The 21,316-nt window shown below is 68.7% G+C and carries 21 protein-coding genes; 11 read left to right on the plus strand and 10 right to left on the minus strand.

The genetic code is table 11. The features are described 5' to 3' along the window. The first annotated feature begins 81 nt into the window (after nucleotides 1–81). Nucleotides 82–837, plus strand: coding sequence for a transporter (locus PJ250_RS06130; protein WP_271647684.1), 756 nt, complete (start codon nucleotides 82–84; stop codon nucleotides 835–837). A gap of 54 nt (nucleotides 838–891) precedes the next feature. On the opposite strand, the gene PJ250_RS06135 is transcribed toward PJ250_RS06130, so the two are convergent. Together PJ250_RS06135 and PJ250_RS06140 are read right to left on the minus strand one after the other, a co-directional pair. Beyond that, nucleotides 892–1,065 (minus strand): DUF1328 domain-containing protein, encoded by a 174-nt coding sequence (locus tag PJ250_RS06135; RefSeq protein ID WP_271647685.1) that lies wholly within the window; start codon nucleotides 1,063–1,065, stop codon nucleotides 892–894. 79 nt (nucleotides 1,066–1,144) lie between these two features. After that, on the minus strand, nucleotides 1,145–2,071 hold the full coding sequence (locus tag PJ250_RS06140) for a LysR family transcriptional regulator (RefSeq protein WP_271647686.1): 927 nt from the start codon (nucleotides 2,069–2,071) through the stop codon (nucleotides 1,145–1,147). Between the two features lie 72 nt (nucleotides 2,072–2,143). Here PJ250_RS06140 and PJ250_RS06145 point away from each other — a divergent pair, with 72 nt between their 5' ends. Beyond that, the gene (locus PJ250_RS06145; protein ID WP_271647687.1) at nucleotides 2,144–3,427 is read left to right on the plus strand and encodes an MFS transporter; all 1,284 of its coding nucleotides are present in this window, start codon (nucleotides 2,144–2,146) and stop codon (nucleotides 3,425–3,427) included. Here the strand turns inward: PJ250_RS06145 and PJ250_RS06150 are convergent. After that, the gene (locus PJ250_RS06150) at nucleotides 3,384–4,181 is read right to left on the minus strand and encodes an AraC family transcriptional regulator (protein WP_271647689.1); all 798 of its coding nucleotides are present in this window, start codon (nucleotides 4,179–4,181) and stop codon (nucleotides 3,384–3,386) included. The genes PJ250_RS06145 and PJ250_RS06150 overlap by 44 nt on opposite strands. A 75-nt stretch (nucleotides 4,182–4,256) precedes the next feature. Here PJ250_RS06150 and PJ250_RS06155 point away from each other — a divergent pair, with 75 nt between their 5' ends. The 3 genes from PJ250_RS06155 (at nucleotide 4,257) to PJ250_RS06165 (ending at nucleotide 8,406) form a co-directional block, all read left to right on the plus strand. Continuing rightward, nucleotides 4,257–5,474 carry an MFS transporter gene (locus tag PJ250_RS06155; RefSeq protein ID WP_271647690.1) on the plus strand — a complete coding sequence of 406 codons (1,218 nt, stop codon included), beginning with the start codon at nucleotides 4,257–4,259 and terminating at the stop codon, nucleotides 5,472–5,474. 217 nt (nucleotides 5,475–5,691) lie between these two features. Next, entirely contained in the window at nucleotides 5,692–5,922 is a 231-nt protein-coding gene (locus PJ250_RS06160) for a hypothetical protein (RefSeq protein WP_271647692.1), read from the plus strand. A gap of 120 nt (nucleotides 5,923–6,042) precedes the next feature. Next, the gene (locus PJ250_RS06165; protein ID WP_271647693.1) at nucleotides 6,043–8,406 is read left to right on the plus strand and encodes a Tex family protein; all 2,364 of its coding nucleotides are present in this window, start codon (nucleotides 6,043–6,045) and stop codon (nucleotides 8,404–8,406) included. Between the two features lie 63 nt (nucleotides 8,407–8,469). Here PJ250_RS06165 and PJ250_RS06170 read toward each other — a convergent pair whose 3' ends face one another. Both PJ250_RS06170 and PJ250_RS06175 read right to left on the minus strand, forming a co-directional pair. After that, on the minus strand, nucleotides 8,470–9,423 hold the full coding sequence (locus PJ250_RS06170) for a PDR/VanB family oxidoreductase (RefSeq protein ID WP_271647694.1): 954 nt from the start codon (nucleotides 9,421–9,423) through the stop codon (nucleotides 8,470–8,472). Next, on the minus strand, nucleotides 9,420–10,469 hold the full coding sequence (locus tag PJ250_RS06175; RefSeq protein WP_271647695.1) for a Rieske 2Fe-2S domain-containing protein: 1,050 nt from the start codon (nucleotides 10,467–10,469) through the stop codon (nucleotides 9,420–9,422). Before PJ250_RS06175 ends, PJ250_RS06170 begins: the two co-directional genes overlap by 4 nt. Before the next feature lie 175 nt (nucleotides 10,470–10,644). Between PJ250_RS06175 and PJ250_RS06180 the strand changes: the two genes are divergently transcribed. The 3 genes from PJ250_RS06180 (at nucleotide 10,645) to PJ250_RS06190 (ending at nucleotide 13,454) form a co-directional block, all read left to right on the plus strand. Then, nucleotides 10,645–11,388 carry a GntR family transcriptional regulator gene (locus tag PJ250_RS06180; protein ID WP_271647697.1) on the plus strand — a complete coding sequence of 248 codons (744 nt, stop codon included), beginning with the start codon at nucleotides 10,645–10,647 and terminating at the stop codon, nucleotides 11,386–11,388. Between the two features lie 389 nt (nucleotides 11,389–11,777). Continuing rightward, on the plus strand, nucleotides 11,778–12,101 hold the full coding sequence (locus PJ250_RS06185; protein WP_271647700.1) for a hypothetical protein: 324 nt from the start codon (nucleotides 11,778–11,780) through the stop codon (nucleotides 12,099–12,101). Between the two features lie 45 nt (nucleotides 12,102–12,146). Beyond that, nucleotides 12,147–13,454 (plus strand): MFS transporter, encoded by a 1,308-nt coding sequence (locus tag PJ250_RS06190; RefSeq protein WP_271647702.1) that lies wholly within the window; start codon nucleotides 12,147–12,149, stop codon nucleotides 13,452–13,454. Here PJ250_RS06190 and PJ250_RS06195 read toward each other — a convergent pair. Further along, nucleotides 13,451–14,368, minus strand: a complete 918-nt coding sequence (locus PJ250_RS06195) for a helix-turn-helix domain-containing protein (protein WP_271647704.1) — start codon at nucleotides 14,366–14,368, stop codon at nucleotides 13,451–13,453. The two genes, PJ250_RS06190 and PJ250_RS06195, sit on opposite strands and share 4 nt — an antisense overlap. A 98-nt stretch (nucleotides 14,369–14,466) precedes the next feature. Between PJ250_RS06195 and pobA the strand changes: the two genes are divergently transcribed. Next, complete coding sequence (gene pobA, locus PJ250_RS06200; RefSeq protein ID WP_271647705.1) at nucleotides 14,467–15,645, plus strand: 4-hydroxybenzoate 3-monooxygenase; 1,179 nt, start codon at nucleotides 14,467–14,469, stop codon at nucleotides 15,643–15,645. Between the two features lie 253 nt (nucleotides 15,646–15,898). Here pobA and arsN2 read toward each other — a convergent pair whose 3' ends face one another. From arsN2 to PJ250_RS06220, 4 genes are all read right to left on the minus strand, one after another. Then, nucleotides 15,899–16,333: an arsenic resistance N-acetyltransferase ArsN2 gene (gene arsN2 / locus PJ250_RS06205; RefSeq protein ID WP_271647706.1), complete on the minus strand. Its 435-nt coding sequence runs from the start codon at nucleotides 16,331–16,333 to the stop codon at nucleotides 15,899–15,901. A 65-nt stretch (nucleotides 16,334–16,398) separates the two neighbouring features. Further along, nucleotides 16,399–17,121 (minus strand): arsenical resistance protein ArsH, encoded by a 723-nt coding sequence (arsH, locus tag PJ250_RS06210; RefSeq protein WP_271647707.1) that lies wholly within the window; start codon nucleotides 17,119–17,121, stop codon nucleotides 16,399–16,401. Then, nucleotides 17,114–17,536 (minus strand): arsenate reductase (glutaredoxin), encoded by a 423-nt coding sequence (gene arsC / locus PJ250_RS06215; RefSeq protein WP_271647708.1) that lies wholly within the window; start codon nucleotides 17,534–17,536, stop codon nucleotides 17,114–17,116. Before arsC ends, arsH begins: the two co-directional genes overlap by 8 nt. 156 nt (nucleotides 17,537–17,692) lie before the next feature. Next, nucleotides 17,693–18,025 (minus strand): ArsR/SmtB family transcription factor, encoded by a 333-nt coding sequence (locus tag PJ250_RS06220; protein WP_271647709.1) that lies wholly within the window; start codon nucleotides 18,023–18,025, stop codon nucleotides 17,693–17,695. A gap of 356 nt (nucleotides 18,026–18,381) precedes the next feature. Here PJ250_RS06220 and PJ250_RS06225 point away from each other — a divergent pair, with 356 nt between their 5' ends. Further along, nucleotides 18,382–19,893, plus strand: a complete 1,512-nt coding sequence (locus tag PJ250_RS06225) for a right-handed parallel beta-helix repeat-containing protein (protein WP_271647710.1) — start codon at nucleotides 18,382–18,384, stop codon at nucleotides 19,891–19,893. 70 nt (nucleotides 19,894–19,963) lie between these two features. Continuing rightward, nucleotides 19,964–21,271 carry a carbohydrate porin gene (locus PJ250_RS06230; protein WP_271647712.1) on the plus strand — a complete coding sequence of 436 codons (1,308 nt, stop codon included), beginning with the start codon at nucleotides 19,964–19,966 and terminating at the stop codon, nucleotides 21,269–21,271. Nucleotides 21,272–21,316 lie beyond the last annotated feature (45 nt).

Raw genomic sequence — 21,316 nt, forward strand, 5'->3', positions numbered from 1 at the left:
ACGCGCGCCTGCACGCGCTGCACAGGCGGGGCCGGCCACAATCGCCGGCCCCGATACGTTCGAGGCCACGCGATGGCGCCTGTGTTCCGTCCCCGCTGGCGCCTGTGCGGCGCCGCCCTGCTGCTCGTCCTGCCCTGGGCGGCGGCAGCCGATGACATTCAATTCGATCGCCCGGGGATTCCGTTCTCGCCCAGCACCCTGGGCCGCGGCGGATTCGCCTGGGAACAAGGTTTGCCCGATGTCAGCTGGGAACGCAGCGATGGCGGGATCCAGCGCGAATACGATGCCGGCACCGTGTTGCGCCTGGGACTGAGCGACCGGCTGGAACTGCAGCTCTCCAGCGACACGCAGGTGTGGCACCGCGATACCGGCCCGGACGCGTTGCGCGGCCATGGGGCCGGCAGCACTGCGCTGGCGGCCAAGGTGGTGTTGCCGAGTTCGCGCGAGAGCTTCGCCTGGGCGCTGCTGGCCCAGGCCGATCTGGACAGCGGCAGCCGGACCTACGGCAGCGACGACCACCTGCGCTCGATCGCGCTGACGGGCGAGTGGACGCTGCCGCAGGACCGCGCCCTGGCCCTCTATGCGCAGCTTGCCGACAGTCGTGCCGGACACAGCTGGACCTTCGCGCCCAACTACACGTTTGTCGGTGGCGAGCACTGGCAGGCCTACGTGGAGGCCGGGATCGGCCATGGCCCGGACAGCACACGCGCGGCGGGCGCAGGCATGGCCTGGATGCTGGGCCAGCACGCGCAGCTGGACGTGTCGCTGCTGCGCGGGACGGCCGCGGATGCGCCGGATTGGCAGGGCGGGCTGGGCCTGTCGATCGGCTTCCAGTAGCCGCAAGCGTCAAGCAGGTGGCGAGCGCGCCGGTGAAGACGCGCACGTCCTGGGTCAGGTGACCTTCTTGAAGACCGTCACGCCGAGCACGAGCAGGATCACGGCGATGATGATGAACGCCCAGAACAGGAACTTGGCGATGGCAAACGCGCCGCCGGCAACGCCGCCGAAGCCGAGCACGCCGGCAATGACGCCGATGATGGCGAAGATGAGAGCCCACTTGAGCATGATGTCTCCAGATGTCGAGTCGTTGCCCCGAGGCTAGGCGCGTGCGGGTGACGCGCCTGTCACGTTGATCGGCGACCGCTCACGGCATCGGCAGCTTGAACACCTGGTCGGCCGCGCGCATGGCGGCGATGAAGTGGCGCAGCTTGGCCGGCTGGTAGCGCGCATACGGATAGACCACATGCACCGGCAGCGGCGCCGGGCGCCAGTCCGGGACCAGGTGCAGCAGCCGGCCCTGGGCGATGTCCTCGGCCACCACCCAGGCCGAGACCATCGCCGCGCCCAGTCCAGCCAGCGCCGCCTCGCGCAGAGGATAGAGGCTGTCGGTGCTCAGGCGGGGGCGGATCGGGAAGCGCGCCACGCGCCCGTCCCCACCTTCCTGCAGGACCACCTCGTTGCGATAGAAGGTCTGCATCGCCAGCCATGGCAGGGTGGCGAGCGCCTCGGGCGTGGTCGGCCTGGGGCGGCCTTCCAGTAGGCTGGGCGCTGCCACCACCACGCGCGGGACCTGGCCGATGCGCGAGGCCACTACGCCATCGCCAGGCAGTTCGCCCACGCGGATGGCGCAATCGATGCCCTCGGCGATGAAGTCGGGGTTGCGGTCGTGCAGCAGCCATTCCACCGAGACCTGCGGCCAGCGGCGCAGGTAGTCGGTCAACGGCACCACCAGCTGCGACTGGCCGAAGGCGTGCGGGGCTACCACGCGCAGCAGGCCCTGCGGCTCGTCCTCGCGTCCGCGCAACCCGTCCTCCATCGCCTGCCAGCGCGGCAGCAGCTCGCTGGCCTGCTCGTAGCAGCGGCGGCCGTCCTCGGTCAGGGTCATGGCGTGGGTGGACCGGCGCAGCAGGCGCAGGCCGAGGAACTGCTCCAACATCTTGAGCCGCCGACTGACCGTGGGCTGGGTCGTGCCCAGCTGGGTGGCCGCGGCCGAGAGACTGCCGGCCTCGACGATGCGCACGAAGGTCTGCATCAGGGCCAGGCGATCGACGCTCAGGGCAGGCTCTTTCATACGTGCTGCGTATAAAACTTGTCCGGCCGGCGAGGCTACCACGCTCTCAGAACCAAGATCAGACTGCGCGCCATGCTTTCCACCGTGCTGGAAACCCCCATGTCCGCCATGCATATAACGAATACCCATCCGGACGGCCTGCCGCGCTCCCTGATCCTGCTGCTGGCCATCGGCGCCGGCGTGGCCGTCGCCTCGCTCTATTACAGCCAGCCGATGCTGGAAGTGATCGCGCGCGACCTGCGCGTGCCGGCTTCCGCCGCCGGGCTGCTGCCCATGCTCAACCAGCTCGGCTATGCGCTGGGCATCGCCCTGCTCGCCCCACTGGGCGACCGCTACGACCGGCGCCGGGTGATCCTGGCCAAATCCGCCCTGCTTGCCCTGGCCCTGCTGGCCAGCGCCTGGGCCGGCGGCCTGACCTGGCTGCTGGTCGCCGGGCTGGCCACCGGACTGGTGGCCACGCTGGCCCAGGACATCGTGCCGGCCGCCGCGGTGCTGGCTCCGCCGGCGCACCGCGGCCGCATCGTCGGCACGGTGATGACCGGCCTGTTGCTGGGCATCCTGCTCTCGCGCGTGGCCAGTGGACTGATCGCCGAACACTTGGGCTGGCGCGCGGTCTACCTGGTGGCCACCGCGCTGGTGCTGGGCGTGGGCGTGGCCGCCTGGCGCGCGCTGCCGGCCTTCGCACCGACCACCCACCTGGGCTACGGCGCGCTGTTGCGCTCGCTGGGCACGCTGTGGAAGCGGCACCCGGCGCTGCGCCGGGCGACGCTGGCCCAGGCGCTGCTGTCGGTCGGCTTCAGCGCGTTCTGGTCGACCCTGGCGGTGATGCTGGCCCAGCCGCCGCTGCAACTGGGCAGCACGGTCGCCGGTGCCTTCGGCCTGGCCGGGGCGGTGGGCGCGATCGCCGCGCCGCTGGCCGGTCGCCTGGCCGACCGTCGCGGTCCGGGCTTCGTCACCCGCGCCGGCGCGGGCCTGGCGGTGGCCTCCTTCGCCAGCCTGGCGCTGATGCCGACCCTGTCGGTGCACGGACAGCTGGCCCTGCTGGTCGTGGCGACGATTGGCTTCGACCTGGGCGTGCAGGCCACGTTGGTCTCGCACCAGACCATCTACTACGGGCTGGATCCCGATGCCCGCAGCCGCCTCAATGCGGTGTTCTTCACCGGGGTGTTCATCGGCATGGCCACCGGCGCGGCGCTGGGCGCCTGGGCGCTGGCCCAGGCCGGCTGGATGGGCGTGGTCGGCCTGGCCACCCTGACCTCGCTGGCGGCCCTGGGCGTGCGCCTGTGGCCGCCGATGCGCGGGACCGGCGCACTCAACGGAAGAACTGACTCGGCGTCTGTCCGAAACGGCGCTTGAACATGGTCGCGAACGCGCTGGGGCTGTCATAGCCCAGCGCCAGCGCGACATCTATCACCTTCTCGCCGACGGCCAGGCGTTCCAGCGCGCGCAACAGCCGCGCCTGCTGGCGCCACTGGCCGAAGGTCATGCCGAACTCGCGCGCACACAGGCGCTGGATAGTCTTGACGTCGACCTTCAGGCGCGCGGCCCAGTCCTGCAGGGTGGAGGCATCGTCGGGCCGTTGTTCCAGGCGCCTGCCGATGGTGCGCAGGCGCGCATCGCGCGGTTCGGGCAGGTGCAGCGGCAGCACCGGCAGGGTCTGCAGCTCGTCCAGGATCAGGCGCATCAGCCGGCCGTCACGTGAGTCCGTCGGGTACGGCTGCGGCACCTCCGCCGCGGCGTGGATCAAGGCGGCCAGCAGCGGCGTCACCGACACCGTCGACGGGCCCGCCGGCGGCTGCGAGATCGCGCCGGGCACGATGTACAGGCTGCGCATGCGCACCAGGCCGATGCAGTGCACGACATGACCCATGCCCGCCGGCATCCACAGCGCGCGCGTGCTTGGCACCACCCAGCGTCCGGTGCCCGCGCGCACCACCAACACGCCGCCCTCGGCATAGACCAGCTGGTGGCGGTCCGGGTGGTGGTGCAGGCCGATCACCGTGTCCGGCGCGTAGTCGCGCGCCTTGCAGTACACCGGCACGTCCGGGCCAGCGGGCAGGTGCTTGGCCGCCCCCGCCGAGATGCCAATGTCCTTTTTGCGGGATGTCATGACCAGATCGCGCGGGAAGGGCTTTGTGGGCGACTCTAGCATGCGCACCGACCTCGCCCGAACGCGCCACCCGCCATGTCGTCCACCGCCTCGCCCCTGCCCGCCGCGTCCACCCCGTCACGCCCTCCGGTGGCCGTGGGCGTGCTCGCCGCGATCACCAGCTCGCACCTGGTCAACGACATGATGCAGTCGCTGATCCTGGCGCTGTATCCCATCCTCAAGGGCCAGTTCCAGCTCAGCTTCGCCCAGGTCGGGCTGATCACGCTGACCTACCAGCTGACCGCTTCGCTGTTCCAGCCGCTGATCGGCCTGCGCACCGACCGCAAGCCGGCGCCGTACTCGCTGCCGATGGGCATGGGCTCGACCCTGTGCGGGCTGTTGCTGCTGGCCTACGCGCCCAACTTCGCGATGGTGTTGTGCGCGGCGATGCTGGTCGGCATCGGCTCGGCGGTGTTCCATCCCGAATCATCGCGCATCGCGCGGCTCGCCTCGGGCGGGCGCCACGGGCTGTCGCAGTCGGTGTTCCAGGTCGGCGGCAACACCGGCACCGCGATCGGCCCGCTGATCGCCGCGGCGGTGATCGTGCCCAACGGCCGCAGCAGCGTGGCGTGGTTCGCCGGCGCGGCGCTGATCGGCATCGGGCTGCTCAGCTATGTCAGCCGCTGGTATCGGCAGCATCTGGCCCTGCATGCCGGCTCCCGGAAGACCGTCGCGCACAGCGAGGCCCCCGCGCTGCCGACGCGCACCGTGGCCTGGGTGGTGGCCGTGCTGCTGGTGCTGATCTTCAGCAAGTACTTCTACATCGCGGGCCTGAGCAGTTACTACACCTTCTACCTGATCCAGAAATTCCACGTCTCGGTGCCCAGCGCGCAGCTGCATCTGTTCAGCTTCCTGCTGGCCTCGGCAGCGGGCACGCTGATCGGTGGGCCGGTCGGCGACCGCATCGGCCGCAAGCCGGTGATCTGGACCTCAATCCTGGGCGTGGCGCCGTTCGCGCTGGCGCTGCCCTACGCCAACCTGGGCTGGACCACGGTGCTGACGATGATCATCGGCTTCGTGCTGTCCTCGGCGTTCTCGGCCATCCTGGTCTACGCGCAGGAGCTGATGCCCCACCGCATCGGCACGGTGTCCGGCCTGTTCTTCGGATTCGCCTTCGGCATGGGCGGCCTGGGCGCGGCGGTGCTGGGCGTGCTGGCCGACCACACCAGCATCTTCCGGGTGTACCAAGTCATTTCGTTCCTGCCGCTGCTGGGGATCGTGGCGGCCTTTCTGCCCAATCGGCGCCATCCCTGAGCCGATCAAAACCTGGCGCGCGTGCAAACGCCTACCGCGAGCCCACGACGTTCATCAGCAACACCAGGATCAACGCAAGCGCGACCAGCAGCACGGACAACCACAGTCCGAGGCCCGATCGCCGGGTCCGCGGATCCGCGTGACCCAGCAGGCCTGGCGCTGCAGGCGGTCCAGGCCTGGTGGCGTCTCCCGGGTGAGCGGGCAACGACAAGGTCAGTTGCGCGAGCCGAGCCACGTAGCGGTCGGCGAAGGCGATCTGCTCGGCTTCGGGCAGATGCTGGACGGCGGCCTCCAGCGCGCGACCCGCCTGCCGCAGCATCCGGTCCTGCGGACCAGCGAATTGGCGCGCGTGCTGTTCTGCCAGCTGTTCCGTATCGGGTGTCATGGCGACGTCCTGTCGGTGGTGATGCCCGCGGCGGCCGACGCCCTTGGGCGCTCGATCTTCTAGCAGCGGCCAGGCATGGCGTCAAACCGCCGTCTGCCCTCGCGCAGTGAAAGTCAACGGCTTGGACTGGCGCACGCAGGACGCCACAATCGCCGGCCCTGTAGTCCCGATTGAACCCAACGCATGGCAGAACTCTCCGCGGCGCTTGCGCGCCAGATCGCCCAGACCATCGCCGATGAGATCGGCGCCCAGGCCGCGCAGGCGCTGGCCGCCATCGCCCTGCTGGATGAAGGCGCCACGGTGCCGTTCATCGCGCGCTACCGCAAGGAAGTCACCGGCGGCCTGGACGATACCCAGCTGCGCAACCTGGAAACGCGCCTGGTCTACCTGCGCGAACTGGAAGACCGTCGCGCCGCGATCCTGTCCAGCATCGAGGAGCAGGGCAAGCTCACCGACGAACTGCGCGGCGACATCCTGGCCGCCGACAGCAAGTCGCGCCTGGAAGATCTCTACCTGCCCTACAAGCCCAAGCGCCGCACCCGCGCGCAGATCGCGCGTGAAGCCGGGCTGGAACCGCTGGCCGATGGCCTGCTGGAAGATCCGACCCGCGTGCCGGAGGAATTCGCCACCGGCTTTGTCGATGCCGACAAGGGCGTGGCCGATGCCAAGGCGGCGCTGGAGGGCGCGCGCGCGATCCTGATGGAACGCTGGGGCGAGGACGCCGCGCTGCTGGGTGAGCTGCGCAGCTGGCTGGACGCCAACGGCGTGATCCGCGCCAAGGTGGTGGAAGGCAAGGAAGAAGCCGGCGCCAAGTACCGCGACTACTTCGACCACAGCGAGGCGCTGGCCAAGATTCCCTCGCATCGGCTGCTGGCGCTGTTCCGCGCGCGCCGCGAGGAATTTATCCAGCTCGAACTCGACCCGGGCAGCGACGTCGATGCCGGCAATGCCTACGCAGAAGGGCGCATCGCCCTGGCCGCCGGCATCCGCCCGCAGGGTCGCCCCTCCGACGCCTGGCTGTCGCAGGCCTGCCGCCTGACCTGGCGCGCCAAACTGCACCTGCACCTGATGCTGGACCTGTTCAACCAGGCGCGCGAGAAGGCCGAGGGCGAGGCCATCGAGGTGTTCGGCGACAACCTCAAGGACCTGCTGCTGGCCGCGCCGGCCGGCCCCAAGACCGTGCTCGGCCTGGACCCGGGCATCCGCACCGGCTGCAAGATCGCCGTGGTCGATGCCACCGGCAAGCTGGTGGCCACCGACACCATCTACCCGCACGAACCCAAGCGCCAGTGGGACCAGTCGCTGCACACGCTCAAGCGCCTGTGCGAGCAGCACAACGTGGCGCTGATCGCCATCGGCAACGGCACCGCCAGTCGCGAGACCGACAAGCTGGCCGGTGAGGTCATCAAGGCCTGCAACAATCCGGCCTTGCAGAAGATCGTGGTCAGCGAGGCCGGGGCGTCGGTGTACTCGGCCTCGGAAACGGCGGCCAAGGAATTCCCGAACCTGGACGTCTCCATCCGCGGCGCGGTCTCCATCGCGCGCCGCCTGCAGGATCCGCTGGCCGAACTGGTGAAGATCGAGCCGAAGGCGATCGGCGTGGGCCAGTACCAGCACGACGTGGACCAGTTCCGTCTCGCGCGGGCGCTGGATGCCAAGGTCGAGGACTGCGTGAATGCCGTGGGCGTGGATGTGAATACCGCCTCGGCCGCGCTGCTCACGCGCGTGTCCGGCCTGTCATCGACGGTCGCCGAAAACATCGTGGTCTATCGCGACCAACATGGCCCCTACCCCACGCGCAAGGCGCTGCTGAAGGTGCCGCGCCTGGGCGAGAAGACCTTCGAGCAATGCGCGGGCTTCCTGCGCATCAGCGATGGCGAGGAGCCGCTGGATGCGTCCTCGGTGCATCCGGAGGCCTATCCGGTGGTCGAGCGCATCCTCAAGGAAGCCAACGGCAAGGGCGTCAAGCAGATCATCGGCGATACCGCCTTCCTGCGCGGGCTCAAGGCCGAGCGCCTGACCGACGAAAAATTCGGCGTGCCCACCGTGCGCGACATCCTCAAGGAACTGGAAAAGCCCGGCCGCGACCCGCGTCCTGAGTTCAAGGCCGCCCGCTTCGCCGAGGGCGTGGAGGACATCAAGGACCTGCGCGAAGGGATGATCCTGGAAGGCGTGGTGAGCAACGTGGCCGCCTTCGGTGCGTTCGTCGACATCGGCGTGCACCAAGATGGCCTGGTCCACATCTCCGCGCTGTCGGACACCTACGTCAAGGATCCGCGCGAGGTGGTCAAGGCAGGCGACATCGTCAAGGTGAAGGTCCTGGAGGTCGACGTGGCGCGCAAGCGCATCGCCCTGACCCGCCGCCTGGATGACGTGCCCGGCGCGCCGTCCGCGCGCGACGAGCGCAATGCGGGCGGGCGCGGCAACGGTCCACGCGGCGATCGTGGCAGCCGTCCCGGTGGCGGTGGTGCCCGTCCGCCCAAGCCCAGCGCCCCGCCGGCCGACAACGCGCTCGCCGCCGCCTTCGCCCGCGCGCGCGGCAAGTAAGGACGCTCCCAGGCATTGCGGCGCCCCGCGTTGCGGGCGCGCCGCGACGGCCGCGCGGCGGCGCTACAGGTCCAGCACCAGGCGTGCGCTGCGGGCGCGCGAGCAGCACAGCGTTATCTGGTCGTTGCGCGCGTGCTCGTCCGCCGACAGGAACTGATCGCGGTGGTCCGGCGTTCCCTCCAGGACGGCCGTCACGCAGGTCCCGCAGATGCCCTGCTCGCAGGACACCGGGACGAACACACCCGCCTCGTCCAGCACCTGGGCGATGCTGCGCCCCGGCGGGATGGTATGGACCTCTCCAGAACTGGCGACCTGGACCTCAAAGGATTGCTCCCCGGCGTCCACCGGTGACGGCGCGGCGCTGAAGTATTCGCGGTGCAGACGCGCCGGGTCCCAGCCGGACGCCTCGGCCGCCTGGAACACGTGGTCGATGAAGCCGGCCGGGCCACAGACATACAGATGGGCTCCGTCCGGCGCGGCGGCCAGGGCCTGGGCCACGTCCAGGCGCAGATGCGCGGGACCATCGTCGAAATGCAGGTGGACCCGATCGCCCCAGGGCGCCGCGCGCAGACGTTCCAGGAAGGCGGCCCGGCCGGGCCCGCGCGCACTGTAGTGCAGCTCGAAGGAACGACCGTTGCGTGCAAGGTGCTCGGCCATGGCGATCAGTGGCGTGATGCCGATGCCGCCGGCGAACAACAGGCTGTAGGCAGGCGCTGGGTGCAGGGCAAACAGGTTGCGCGGCGCGCTGATGGTCAGCACGCCGCCCTCGGCCAGGGCATGCATGGCCTCCGAGCCGCCGCGCGATGCGGATTCGCGCAGCACGCAGATCAGGTAGCGATGGGTCTCGTGTGGCGCGTTGCAGAGCGAGTACTGGCGGGTCAGCTTGCCCGGCAGCTGCACGTCGATGTGCGCACCGGCCTCGAAAGTGGGCAATGCGCCACCGTCCGTGCGCCGCAACTCGAAGCTGCGCAGGTGTTCGCCCTCCTCGCGCACGGCGACCACCTGCACCTCGATCATGCCGCGGCCTCGGCGCCGACGGCGCGCTCGGCCGCCAGCAGGCGGTCGATGATGCGGCGCGACTGCACCCCCCCCGCATCGATATTGAGCTTGAGCAGCGCGCGTTCGGGGTGTTCCAGCAAATTCTGCTGCTGGCGTTCCAGCATCTCCAGGTCCTCGGCGAAGATCTTGCCCTGGCCCTCGCGGATGCTGGCGGTGAGTTCGGCGTCGTCGGGCCGGAAGTTGCGGGCCATGCCCCAGAAGTACCAGTGCGAGGTCTCGGTCTCCGGCGTGATGAAGTCCACCACGATGCTGCTGACCTTCTTTTCGGCCGGTGCGTCGTAGCCGCCGTGGCCCGCATGGGCGACGCCCACTTCGATCAGGACGTGGCTGGGCGGGGTGAAGCGGCAGATCTGCCAGCGATCCACCGGCACATCGTCCGCCAGTCCATTGCCACGTAACGCCATCCGCCAGAACGGCGGCGCGGCGATGTTGTCCATGAAGCGGCTGGTCACGACCTGCTCGCCCTCCATGCGCGTCTTGACCGGCGCCTCGTCGATCTCCTTCTGGCCGATGCTGCTGGCGTGGACATAGGTCTCGTGGGTCAGGTCCATGAGGTTGTCCACCATCAGGCGGTAGTCGGACCTGATGTGGTACATGCCGCCGCCATAGGCCCAGTCGGCACGCTCTGCCCATTCCAGGTGATGCAGCTTGGCCGGATCGGCCAGGGCCGCCTCCCCCGGCCACACCCACACGAACCCGTAGCGTTCGATCACCGGATAGGCCTTGTTGCAGGGGAACCCCTGGACGCGCTGGCCCGGCATGGAGACCGGCTTGCCATCCCCGCCCATCACCAGTCCGTGGTAGCCGCAGACCAGGTGGCCGTCCTGTATGAAACCCAGCGACAGCGGCGCGCCACGGTGCGGGCAGAAATCCTCGACCGCCTGCACCGCAGCATCGGCGCCCCGGAAAAAGACGATCTTTTCCCCGCAGATCCGGCGACCGAGTGGCTTGTCGGCCAGTTCGTCGGGCATGCAGGCCACGTACCACGCGTTCTTGGGAAACATCGACGGCGTCCTCTACTGGTTCGATCACTGCGCCGCACTTTATTGGATCCAATATCGCGGGTAATCATCCTTTGGTCTAAGGAATTTGGATATTTTGGATCCAAAACACCCCCAGCGAAGCGCTGTGCTTAAGATGCGACTCCCCTCCAGATCCGCACGAAGCATCCCCGTCACCATGGAATCCAAGCCCGGGCAGCGCGTCCTGATTTCCCTGCGCAACATGATCGCGTCCGGTGCGTTGCCCGCCGGGGTGCGCCTGGCCGAAATCCAGACTGCCCAGTCCCTGGGCGTCTCCCGCACGCCGGTGCGGCTTGCGTTCCGCACGCTCGAACAGGAAGGCCTGCTGGTGCGATGCGGTGCGCGCGGCTACATGGTGCCGAGCGTGGAAGCGCAGGACCTGGCCAATGCCGTGGAGGTGCGCGGCGTGCTGGAGGGGCTGGCCGCGCGCCAGGCGACCGAGCGCGGCTTGCCGGCCGCGTCACTGGCGGTCCTGGAGCAATGCCTGGAACGCGGCGATGCGCTCTTCGCCAAGGGCCACATCGTGGCCGACGACATGCAGGTCTACCACGAGCTCAACATGACCTTTCACCAGGTGATCGTCGAGGCCAGCGGCAACGCGGCCGTCGCCACCGCGCTGTCGCGCAACGACCACCTGCCTTTCGCCTCCAGTAGCGCATTGGCGTTCGACAACAACAACCTCGCCGGGGAGTGGACCCGCTTCAACTTCGCGCACCTGCAGCATCACGCCATCGTCGATGCCATGCGCACCGGCCAGTCGGCACGTGCCGAAGCCCTCATGCGCGAACACGCCAACGCGACCCTGCGCTACGCCGAAATCTTCACCAAGGCACGCGCGGGACAGCGCCCCCTGGAAGTGCTCCACGGCGACGCCGACGCCAGCAAGACCCGCACGGACTGATCGGACTGCTGGCGGGCGCCAGACGCCGGCCTGCCCAGTCTAGCCGCGGGCGGTCGCGCAGACGCGGCGCCACCCGACCAAGCGTGGATCGGCCAGACCTGCGTGAGGGGGAAGACGATCCAGTGCGGTTCGCATCCCCCTTCGCCAGTCACCATCGCGGCCGAACGCGCCATTGCCCCCGATGGCTAAGCGGCGATGCTAGACAAAAGTCTCATGCCAGATGTCCGAATATCGCCCTCCCATTCGATATTCGAACTTGAACCACGTAGGGCGATAAACCTAGCGTGTGAGCCCTGCTGCAGCAGGATCGGCAGGCACCGGTCAGACCGCAAGGACGACACGTACATCACGCCACAAGAAGCGCTCCTGTTTTGCAGGAGGGAGACGTCATGCCCAAGAACATCCAGGCGCTATGCCTGACCGGCCTTTGTGTCGCCGCGCTGTCCTGCCTGGGCCTGCCAGCCCTGGCTGGCGCGCAGCAGGCCGTCACCGACCCGCATCTGCCGGTGAAGCGTGACGGCTCCACCAGGCCGGAGCGGATGACTCGCGATTTCTGGGCGCTCATCGGAATCGAGCCGTCCACGCGCATGAGCGACGCCGGGAGTGTGGATCCGCTGCCGTGGGCGCTCGCCCTGTCCGGCCAGGGCGCGGTGGGCCTGCATCCGGTTCGCGTCGCCTCGGTCCGCGACCGCCAGCGCATTCCGGTCGGCTGACCGCCGCCTCAACCGTCGTAGCGCCCAACGAATCAGGATTCAGCAATGACCGCACCCACCGCCGCTTCCAGCAACCTCGCGCTTGATCGCATGAGCCCATTCCAGTGGGTGGCGATCGGGGTCTGCATCGTCCTCAACATGCTGGATGGCTTTGACGTGATGGTCATGGCCTTCACCGCCCCGCACGTGTCCAGCGATTGGTCGCTGTCCGGCAGCGAGCTGGGCCTGATGCTCAGCGCCGGGCTGGTGGGCATGGCGGCTGGCTCACTGCTGCTGGCACCGTTGGCCGACCGCTTCGGGCGGCGCACCATGATCCTGTGGTGCCTGGTCATCCTGACGCTGGGCATGGCCAGTTCGGCCCTGGCCCACAATGCATGGCAGCTGGGACTGCTGCGCGTGTTCACCGGGCTGGGCATCGGCGGCATGCTGGCCTGCTCGGGCGTGATCACCGCCGAATACGCCAGCGCCCGCTACCGCAGCACGGCCGTGGCGCTGCAGGCCACCGGCTATCCGGTCGGCGCGACCATCGGCGGCCTGATCGCCACGCTGATCCTGCAGCACTTCTCCTGGCATGCGGTGTTCCTGTTCGGCGCGCTGGCCTCGCTGCTGTGCATCCCCCTGGTGTTGTTGCTGCTGCCCGAGTCGTTGGACTTCCTGATGAGCCGTCGTCCGGCCGGCGCGCTGGAGCGACTCAATGGGCTGCTGCAGCGGATGCGCCAGCCGCGGCTGGAAGTTCTCCCGCCCCCGCCCGAAGTAGCGCCACGCACGGGCTACGGAGCGCTGTTCACGCCACAGCTGCGCAGGACCTCGCTGCTGATCGCGGCCAGTTTCTTCCTGCACATGTTCACGTTCTACTTCGTGCTGAGCTGGACGCCCAAGCTGCTGGTGCAGGGCGGCATGTCGGCCGAACAGGGCATCACCGGCGGGGTCCTGCTCAACCTGGGCGGCATGCTGGGCGGCAGCATCTTCGGCTGGCTGGCCTCGCGTTATCTGCTGACCCGATTGACCGCGGGCAGCTTCCTGCTGGCGGGGGTGTCGATGGCGGTCTTCGCCATGGCCGGGACCCACCTGCAGCTGGCCTTTCCGACCGCCTTCGTGATCGGCATGGCGCTGTTCGGCTCCATGGCGGGCCTGTATGGCATGGCGCCGGCGGTCTTCGACCCGACGGTGCGGACCACGGGCCTGGGCTGGGCGATCGGCATCGGCCGGATCGGCGCCATCCTCTCGCCGATGACTGTGGGCGTGATGGTCGATGCCGGCTGGCAGCCGGCCAATCTGTATTACCTGCTGGCCTTGCCGCTGGTGCTGGCGATGGTGGCGGTGCTGTCGATCCGCCTGGCCGCACCCCGCTAGCCCACGCCCTGGCGGCGGCCCCGGCTCCTGAACGCACTGGGTGCGCAGCCGGCGCTGCGGCTGAACCAGCGGCTGAAGTACGCAGCATCGGAAAATCCAAGCATTGCCGCGACCTGCTGCACGTCCAGGGTGGTATAGGTCAGGCTCCGCTGGGCCTCCAGCAGCAAGCGCCGCTGCTGCAGCTGCAGCGCGGTCGCGCTGGCCAGGCGCCGACACAGTGCGTTGAGGTGGCCGCTGCTCACCCCTACCTGCTGCGCATAGCGTTGCAGCGGCCAGTGCTCGCGGAAGTGCGCATCCACCAGTGACAGATAGGCCTGCAGATGCCGCGCGCCCCGTGCGTGCGGCGTCGTGTCCTGCATCGGGGCATCTAACCGGCTCTGGCAGGCGCGTGCCGTCCACACCAGCAGTTGGGCCACCAGGGCCTGCAGCATCTCCGCGCGCGCGGGCCGACGCCCCTGGTATTCGCCGGCCACTGTGTCGAACAGGTGGTCGAGCATGCCGGTGTCCGCGTCGGCGTCCAGGCATGCCGGCTGCGCGAGTCCACGTCCCAGCGCCGGCCACTGATTGCAGAACTCGGCGATCACCTGGGCCGACAGGGTCAGCACATGCCCCTGCACGCGCCGGTGGAAACGGAAGCCATGCACGCTCAATGGCGGCAGCAACACCAAGGTCGGCGCGTCCACCCGCTGCGTCGCATCGTCGATCTCCAGGTGGGCCGGACCGCGCTGCACATACATCAGCTGCAGCAGGTCGCTGTGTCGATGCGGGCGGATATGCCAACCGTGCAGGCGGCTGCGCGCCGGGATGGATTCCCAATGCATCCGATCCAGCACCTGGCTGGACCAGGTCTCGCCGTAGAGGCCGAAGGCAGGCACCGCATTGGCGTGGACTGAATCGGCGGCGTGGTTTGGCATCTGCGAAAAGTCCAAGGACTGGCCAGCATCGTCCCTTGGACACGGGCGTTTGGCAATCGACACTGGCCGCCATCACATCTGAAGTGTCGGGAGGGCGCATGAGGACCACAATCGCCATCGTCGGGGCGGGCCCGGCCGGCCTGCTGCTGGGCCAGTTGCTGCAGCGCGCGGGTATCGACAACGTCATCGTCGAGCGGCGCAGCGCGGACTATGTGCTCTCGCGCATCCGCGCCGGCGTGCTGGAACAAGGCACCGTGGATCTGTTGGACAGCGTCGGTGCCTCGCAACGGCTGCATGCCGAAGGCATCGTCCACCATGGCTTCGAACTCCTGCTGGACGGACGCCGCGAGCACATCGACCTGGATGCCGGCGGCGTGCCGGTGACCATCTATGGCCAGACCGAAGTGACGCGCGACCTGATGGACGCACGCGCCGCGCAGGGCGGGCAAACCCTGTACGAGGTCGATGATGTCGCCATCGGCGGTGTCGACGGAGACCGCCCTTGGCTGGACTTCACCGTGGACGGCGTGGTCACCCGGCTGGATTGCGACTACGTGGTGGGCTGCGACGGGTTCCACGGCGTCAGCCGGCGGACGATTCCCGAAGGCGTGCTGCGGACCTACGAGCGCGTCTATCCGTTCGGATGGCTCGGCATCCTGGTCGACACACCACCGGTCAATGACGAACTGGTCTATGCACGCCACGCGCGCGGCTTTGCCCTGTGCAGCATGCGCTCGGCGAGCCGGTCGCGGTACTACGTGCAGGTACCCACGGAAGAACGCGTGGACGACTGGTCCGACGCGCGCTTCTGGAACGAGCTGCGCGCGCGCCTGTCGCCGGACCTGGCCGAACGCCTGCAGACCGGCCCTTCCCTGGAGAAGAGCATCGCGCCGCTGCGCAGTTTCGTGGTCGAGCCGATGCAGCACGGTCGGCTGTTCCTGGCCGGCGACGCCGCCCATATCGTGCCGCCCACCGGCGCCAAGGGCCTGAACCTGGCGATGGCCGACGTGGGCCTGCTGGCCAGCCTGTTCGACAAGGCCTACGCCGGTGGCGAACCTCAAGCGCTGGCGCGCTATTCGGAGTTGGCCCTGCGCCGGGTCTGGCGCGCGCAGCGGTTCTCCTGGTGGATGACCTCCATGCTGCACACCTTGCCGGGACTGGATGCGTTCACCACCCGCGTGCACGGCGCCGAACTGGACACCCTGCTGGCCAGCCGCGCCGGCCGCGCCACCATCGCCGAAGCGTATGCGGGCTTCCCGGGTCAGACATTGGACTGAGACGCGCCTGCCATCGCGAATGCGGAACCGGCGTGGACAGCACGCGCACCAGGCTGGGCGAGGGTCCGTTCAACGCCTGAGGCGTGGATCGAAGCGCGAATGCGCACTGGTCCCGACTCCCCTCGGTCACCATGCGTGCTTGAAAAGCTGGCAAACCAAGGACAGGACCGTCGCTGGCCGCGCCCACGGTCTGGTTCGCCGTCTCTGGCAGCAAAACAACTCAGCGAGGCATGCTGAGCCGTGGTTGTCGCTTTCAGCCCAGTGCCTTGTGCATGAACACCGCGCTGTCCGGGCACAGGCCGTTGAACTGGCGCGTGGCGGCGATCTGCGGTGGCGCGTGTTCGCGTGCGATGCGCGTGTAGCCCAGCCTGACGAACAAGGCCTCGGCGCTGGTGGTGAGCAGGTAGAGATCGCGCACGCCGGCACGGGCCGCATCCTGCTCGGCATGGGCGACCAGCGCGCTGCCCACGCCGGCCAGGCGCTGCTCCGGGGCCACGGCCAACGAGCGCAGCAGGCCGCAAGCGGCGTGCAGTTCGACCGCGACCACGCCCAGCAACTGTTCGCCGTCCCACAGCGCGTGCATCGCGCGCGGCACGGGATCGTGCAGGTCATCGGTGGGCAGGCCGACGCGTTCCAGCAGCGCCAGGGCCTGCGGGCCGGGTTCGATCAGGGTGATCCGCTGCGCCATCGTGCCTCCAGGGCCGGTCGGCTGCGGGGAGTATTCCCAAACCACGCGCCGACCGCCACCGGCGCCTAAATGGCGTCCTGCGCCACGCGCGTGGACAGGCGCTCGGCCGCCTCGTGGCGCTCGCTGTAGCGATCCACCAGGTAGTCGGCGACGTCACGGGTGAGCAGGGTGAATTTCATCAGCTCCTCCATGACATCCACGATGCGCGCGTAGTAGGGCGAGGGCTTCATCCGCCCGGCCTCGTCGAACTCCTGCCAGGCCTTGGCCACCGAGGACTGGTTGGGGATGGTCAGCATCCGCATCCAGCGTCCCAGCACGCGCATCTGGTTGACCGCGTTGAACGACTGCGAGCCACCGGAGACCTGCATCACCGCCAGGGTCTTGCCCTGGGTCGGGCGCACCGCGCCCAACGACAGGGGAATCCAGTCGATCTGGGTCTTCATCACCCCGGTCATGGCACCGTGGCGCTCGGGCGAACTCCACACCATGCCCTCGGCCCAGGTGGCCAGCGCGCGCAGTTCCTGCACCTTGGGGTGGTCCTCGTTGGCTTCGTCGACCAGCGGCAGGCCGGTGGGGTCGAACAGGCGCGTCTCCCCGCCCAGCGCGCGCAGCAGGCGTGCCGATTCCTCTGCGGCGAAGCGGCTGAACGAGCGCGCGCGCAGCGAACCGTAGAGCAGCAGAAAGCGTGGCGGGTGGGCCGCGCGTTCGACCGAGAACAGGCGCGACGGATCGGGCCGGGCAAACGACGCCGCATCCAGGTTGGGCAACGCCTCCAGCGACTCAGACACGCTCGCCTCCCTCATCCACCACCGGCGCGCCGTCTTCCTTGTTGAACGCGCCGCGCTGCGGCTGTGGCAGCAGATCGAGGACTTGCTCGGAAGGCCGGCACAGGCGCGTGCCCAACGGGGTGACCACGATAGGCCGGTTGATCAGGATCGGGTGGGCCAGCATCGCGTCGATGAGTATGTCATCGCCGAGTGCCGGATCGTCCAGGCCAAGCGCGGCGTAGGGCGTGCCGTTCTCGCGCAGCAGCGCGCGCACGGGGACGTCCATGGCGGCGATCAGCGCGGTCAAGGTGGCACGGTCCGGCGGGGTCTTGAGGTACTCAATGATGGTCGGTTCCACGCCGCTGTTGCGGATCAGGCCGAGCACGTTGCGCGAGGTGCCGCAGTCGGGGTTGTGATAGATCGTGATGGGACTCATGGGCGCCTCAGCGGGGGAAACAGCGAAGGGAAAGGGGGCTTGGGTGTTCGGCGTGGCCGCACATCCGCGCGACCACGCGTGCGGCGATCGCCGGGCTTCGTGTCAGGGCGGAGGATGTCGACAAGCCGCGGTTCGCAAGCGGGTGCGGCATTGGGCTCATCCCTCGCACACCTGGTGAGCGGCTGCGGCGGATGCCTCGCAGGTTCCGCCCTGGCAGCAGTGCTCGGTCAGGTAGTCGAGCAGGCCGGTCATGCGGTCATAGCGGGCGCGGTAAATCAGGTTGCGGCCCTGCGGCTCGATGTCGACCAGCCCTGCATGGGCTAGTTCCTTGAGATGGAAGGACAGCGTGTTCCGAGCCACCTCCAGCCGCGAAGCCAGCACGCTGGGGACCAGTCCATCCGGTCCGGCCACCACCAGGGCCCGGAACACGCGCAGGCGCTGGGCATGGGCCAGGGCGGATAAGGCGGCGACAGCTCGATCTTCGTCCATGCTGCGACAATACACGAACTATCGAACTGTAGGGAACCACGCCGCGCGCTGGCGCGGCCCATATCGGCGGAAGACGCGTGATTCTTTGGCTTTGCGCCGACGGCAATCGGCGCCCGGCGGCCTGCGCGCGACCTTCGACGGCGCCAGGTATTGGACCAAGGTCGTAGCCATTACGTTCGAATATCGCCCATATAAGCGATATTCGAACTTGCTGACTGACAGCTTCGCCACCTAGCGTGTACGCCCATGTTCAGGCCGCCTCCGGACGGCCGTCATCGGCGCCGCACTGTGCGTGCGCCGCGGCGTGTCGGACCCAAGCGCGGGCCTGGCGCCTTTCCTGTCTGTTGGAGTGCTGTATGCGTCGATCCGTTTCATTCGCCGGTCTGTTGCCGGTGGCCCTGCTGGCCTGGCTGCCCGTGGCGGCCGCCCACCAGGCCGAGCCGACACCGGCGCCGCGCCAGGTGCTCACGGTGGACCGCTACGCGGACGACGACGCACCCGGCTCGCTGCGCTGGGCCATCACCACCGCCAACCAGGCCCCGGGCACCTACCGGATCGAGATCGCCGCGGTCGGCACCGCGCCATACGTGATCAAGCCGGCCAAACCGCTGCCGGCGATCAACGGCCCGGTCGCCATCGTCGGGCTGCCCTGGCAGCAGGCCGGGCAGTACGTGGCCATCGATGGCGCGGCCTACGTCACCGGCGAAGGCACCAAGGCCTGCCCGGGCGCGGTCGAAGGCCAGTACGGCACCAACGTGCGCACCACCACCCTGCCCGGCCTAATCCTGCGCGATACGCAAGGGGTGGAACTGGCCGGACTGGAGATTCGCAACTTCTGCATCGGCGTGCTGGTCAACCGCGCCTCGGGCAGCGAGATCCACGACAACCGCATCGTCGCCAACAAGGGCGGCGCGGGCGTGATGCTGACCGGCGACGACGGCAGCGGACAGTCGACCGCCACCACCACGATCCACAACCGCATCGTGCGCAACGAGTTCCTGGACAACGGCGACGGCCTGGAGCTGACCCGGGGCGCGGCCTGGAACCTGGTGGCCGACAACGTGTTCCGCTCCACCGATGCCAATCCCGAACCCTCGCAGGGCATCGAGATCCTATGGGGCAACGACAACACCGTCATCCGCAACCGCTTCGAGAACTACTCCGACGGCCTGCAGATCAACTGGGGCAACCGCAACACCATCGCGGCCAACACCTTCACCGGCAACTCCATCGGAGTGAGCCTGACCGGGCGCGACAACGTGGTCGATGACAACACCATCACCGGCAACGGCATCGGCGTGGCCGTGCGCCCGCAACCCACCTCGCTGCCCAACCGCATCAGCGCCAACAGCATCACCGGCAACGGGCTGAAGATCATGCGTTGCCAGGCCGGTGGCGCCTGTGTCCCGGGCCAGCGGCGTGGCGCGATCGTGTTCGGCGTGCCGGGCCTGGAGCATGCCAGTTTCGTCGGCTCGCGCGGCGGCGGCGTCCACAGCGATCCCGACAAGCTGGCCAGGATCTGCAGTGATCGCGTCAACGAGAACTGCCAGCCCGCGCCCAACGGGGGTATCGTCGCGCCCGTCATCGACAGCGCACGACGCGATGGACAGGACCTGAGCGTAACGGGTCATTTCCTGGGCGCGTCCAACACCGTGCATCGCATCGAGGTCTTCGGCAATGCCAAGGCCACCGACGACGAAGCCGCGCACTACCTGGGCAGCGCGTCGGTCGCCACCGACGCCCAGGGGCAAGGCCATTTCCGCCTCACCCTTTCCGACGCGGCCGGCTTGAACGGCGTGACGGCCACCGTGACCTCGCTGGAAGGGGCCACCTCGCCGTTGTCCGCGCCGCGCGCCGTGGGTCGCTGACATCGCAGGGCTGGCATCGGATCGAAGCCTGCCCGCGTCCCACCTCCCTCACATCAAGGTTCCTGTTTCCATGTCGTACCGCCCCACCGTGTCTGCACGTCCTTCCCTGGCCCTGGCGCCACTCGCCGTCGCGCTGCTGTGCGCGCTGCCCCACCCGGCCGCCGCCGCCGATGCCTACGACACCGACAACCTCTTCGGCGGCTGGAACGGCGAGCGCGCCGCGCTGGTGGACAAGGGCGTCACCCTGCGCGGGGACTACACCGGCGAAGCCATGGGCGTGGTCGACGGCGGCCTGGACACCGGCGCGCGCTATGCGCAGCAGGTGCGCGTGGGCGTGGACCTGGACATGGGCAAGCTGGCCGGCTGGAACGGCGGCACCCTGCGCTTCACCCTCAACGACCGCCGTGGCAACAGCACTTCTGCCGACCTGGTGGGCAACCGCTTCCCGATCCAGGAAGCCTACGGCGGCCAGTACACACGCCTGAGTGAATTCAGCTACGACCAGAAGTTCAACGACGGCCGGTCCTATTTCAAGCTGGGCTTCTACGCGATGGGCAACCAGTTCGGCGGCCTCAGCGCGGGCACCAGCTTCGTCAACGCCGCGTTCTGCGCGCACCCGCTGTCCATGAGCGGCAACAGCGGCTGGTACAACTACCCCACCGCACGCTGGGGCGGCGAGTTCGCCGAGCAGCTCACCCGTTCGGTCAACGTGCGCGCGGGCTGGTTCCAGGTCAATCCCAACCTGTCCGGCGACAATGTGCACAACGCCTTCCGCCCTGGCGTGTCCGGGACCACCGGCTCGCTGTTCCCCGTGGAAGTGACCTGGAAGCCCTTCGCCGGCACGCGCCTGCCGGGCGTCTACAAGTTCGGCGGCTACTACGACTCCTCGCGCGTTTCCAGGAAGGGCCTGGACACCGGCGCGGTCACCGGCCGTGATGGCGCCTACGTGCTGGCCGAACAGAAGGCCTATACCCCGGGCGCCAATCCCGAGATCGGCCTGACCGCCTTCGCCGAGTACATGGCCTCGGACAAGGACACCGCGCAGATCAGCCGGTGGTACGCGATCGGTGGCGTGTGGCAGGGCATCGGGCACCGCGAGAAGGACCGCATCGCGCTGGGCTATGTCGGAGCGGACATCAACCACCGCCTGATCGATGCCCGGCGCGCCACGCTGGCCAACGCCGGCGTGCCTGCCGACTCGCCCCTGTATGGGCTGACCGGCGCCGAAGAGCTGGTGGAGCTGTCCTACAGCTTCCAGGTCAACCCCTGGCTGATGCTGCGCCCGGATGTGCAGTACATCACCAACCCCGGCACCTTCGCCTATACCCAGACCGATAACGCCCTGGCGGTCGGCCTGCAGGCCAAGATCACGTTCTAACGCTTTCGCGCGCCTGGTCGCGCCACGAAATCCACCTGGGAGGGA

Origin of the sequence: Pseudoxanthomonas sp. JBR18, from assembly GCF_028198165.1 — a bacterium.
Lineage (GTDB): Bacteria > Pseudomonadota > Gammaproteobacteria > Xanthomonadales > Xanthomonadaceae > Pseudoxanthomonas_A.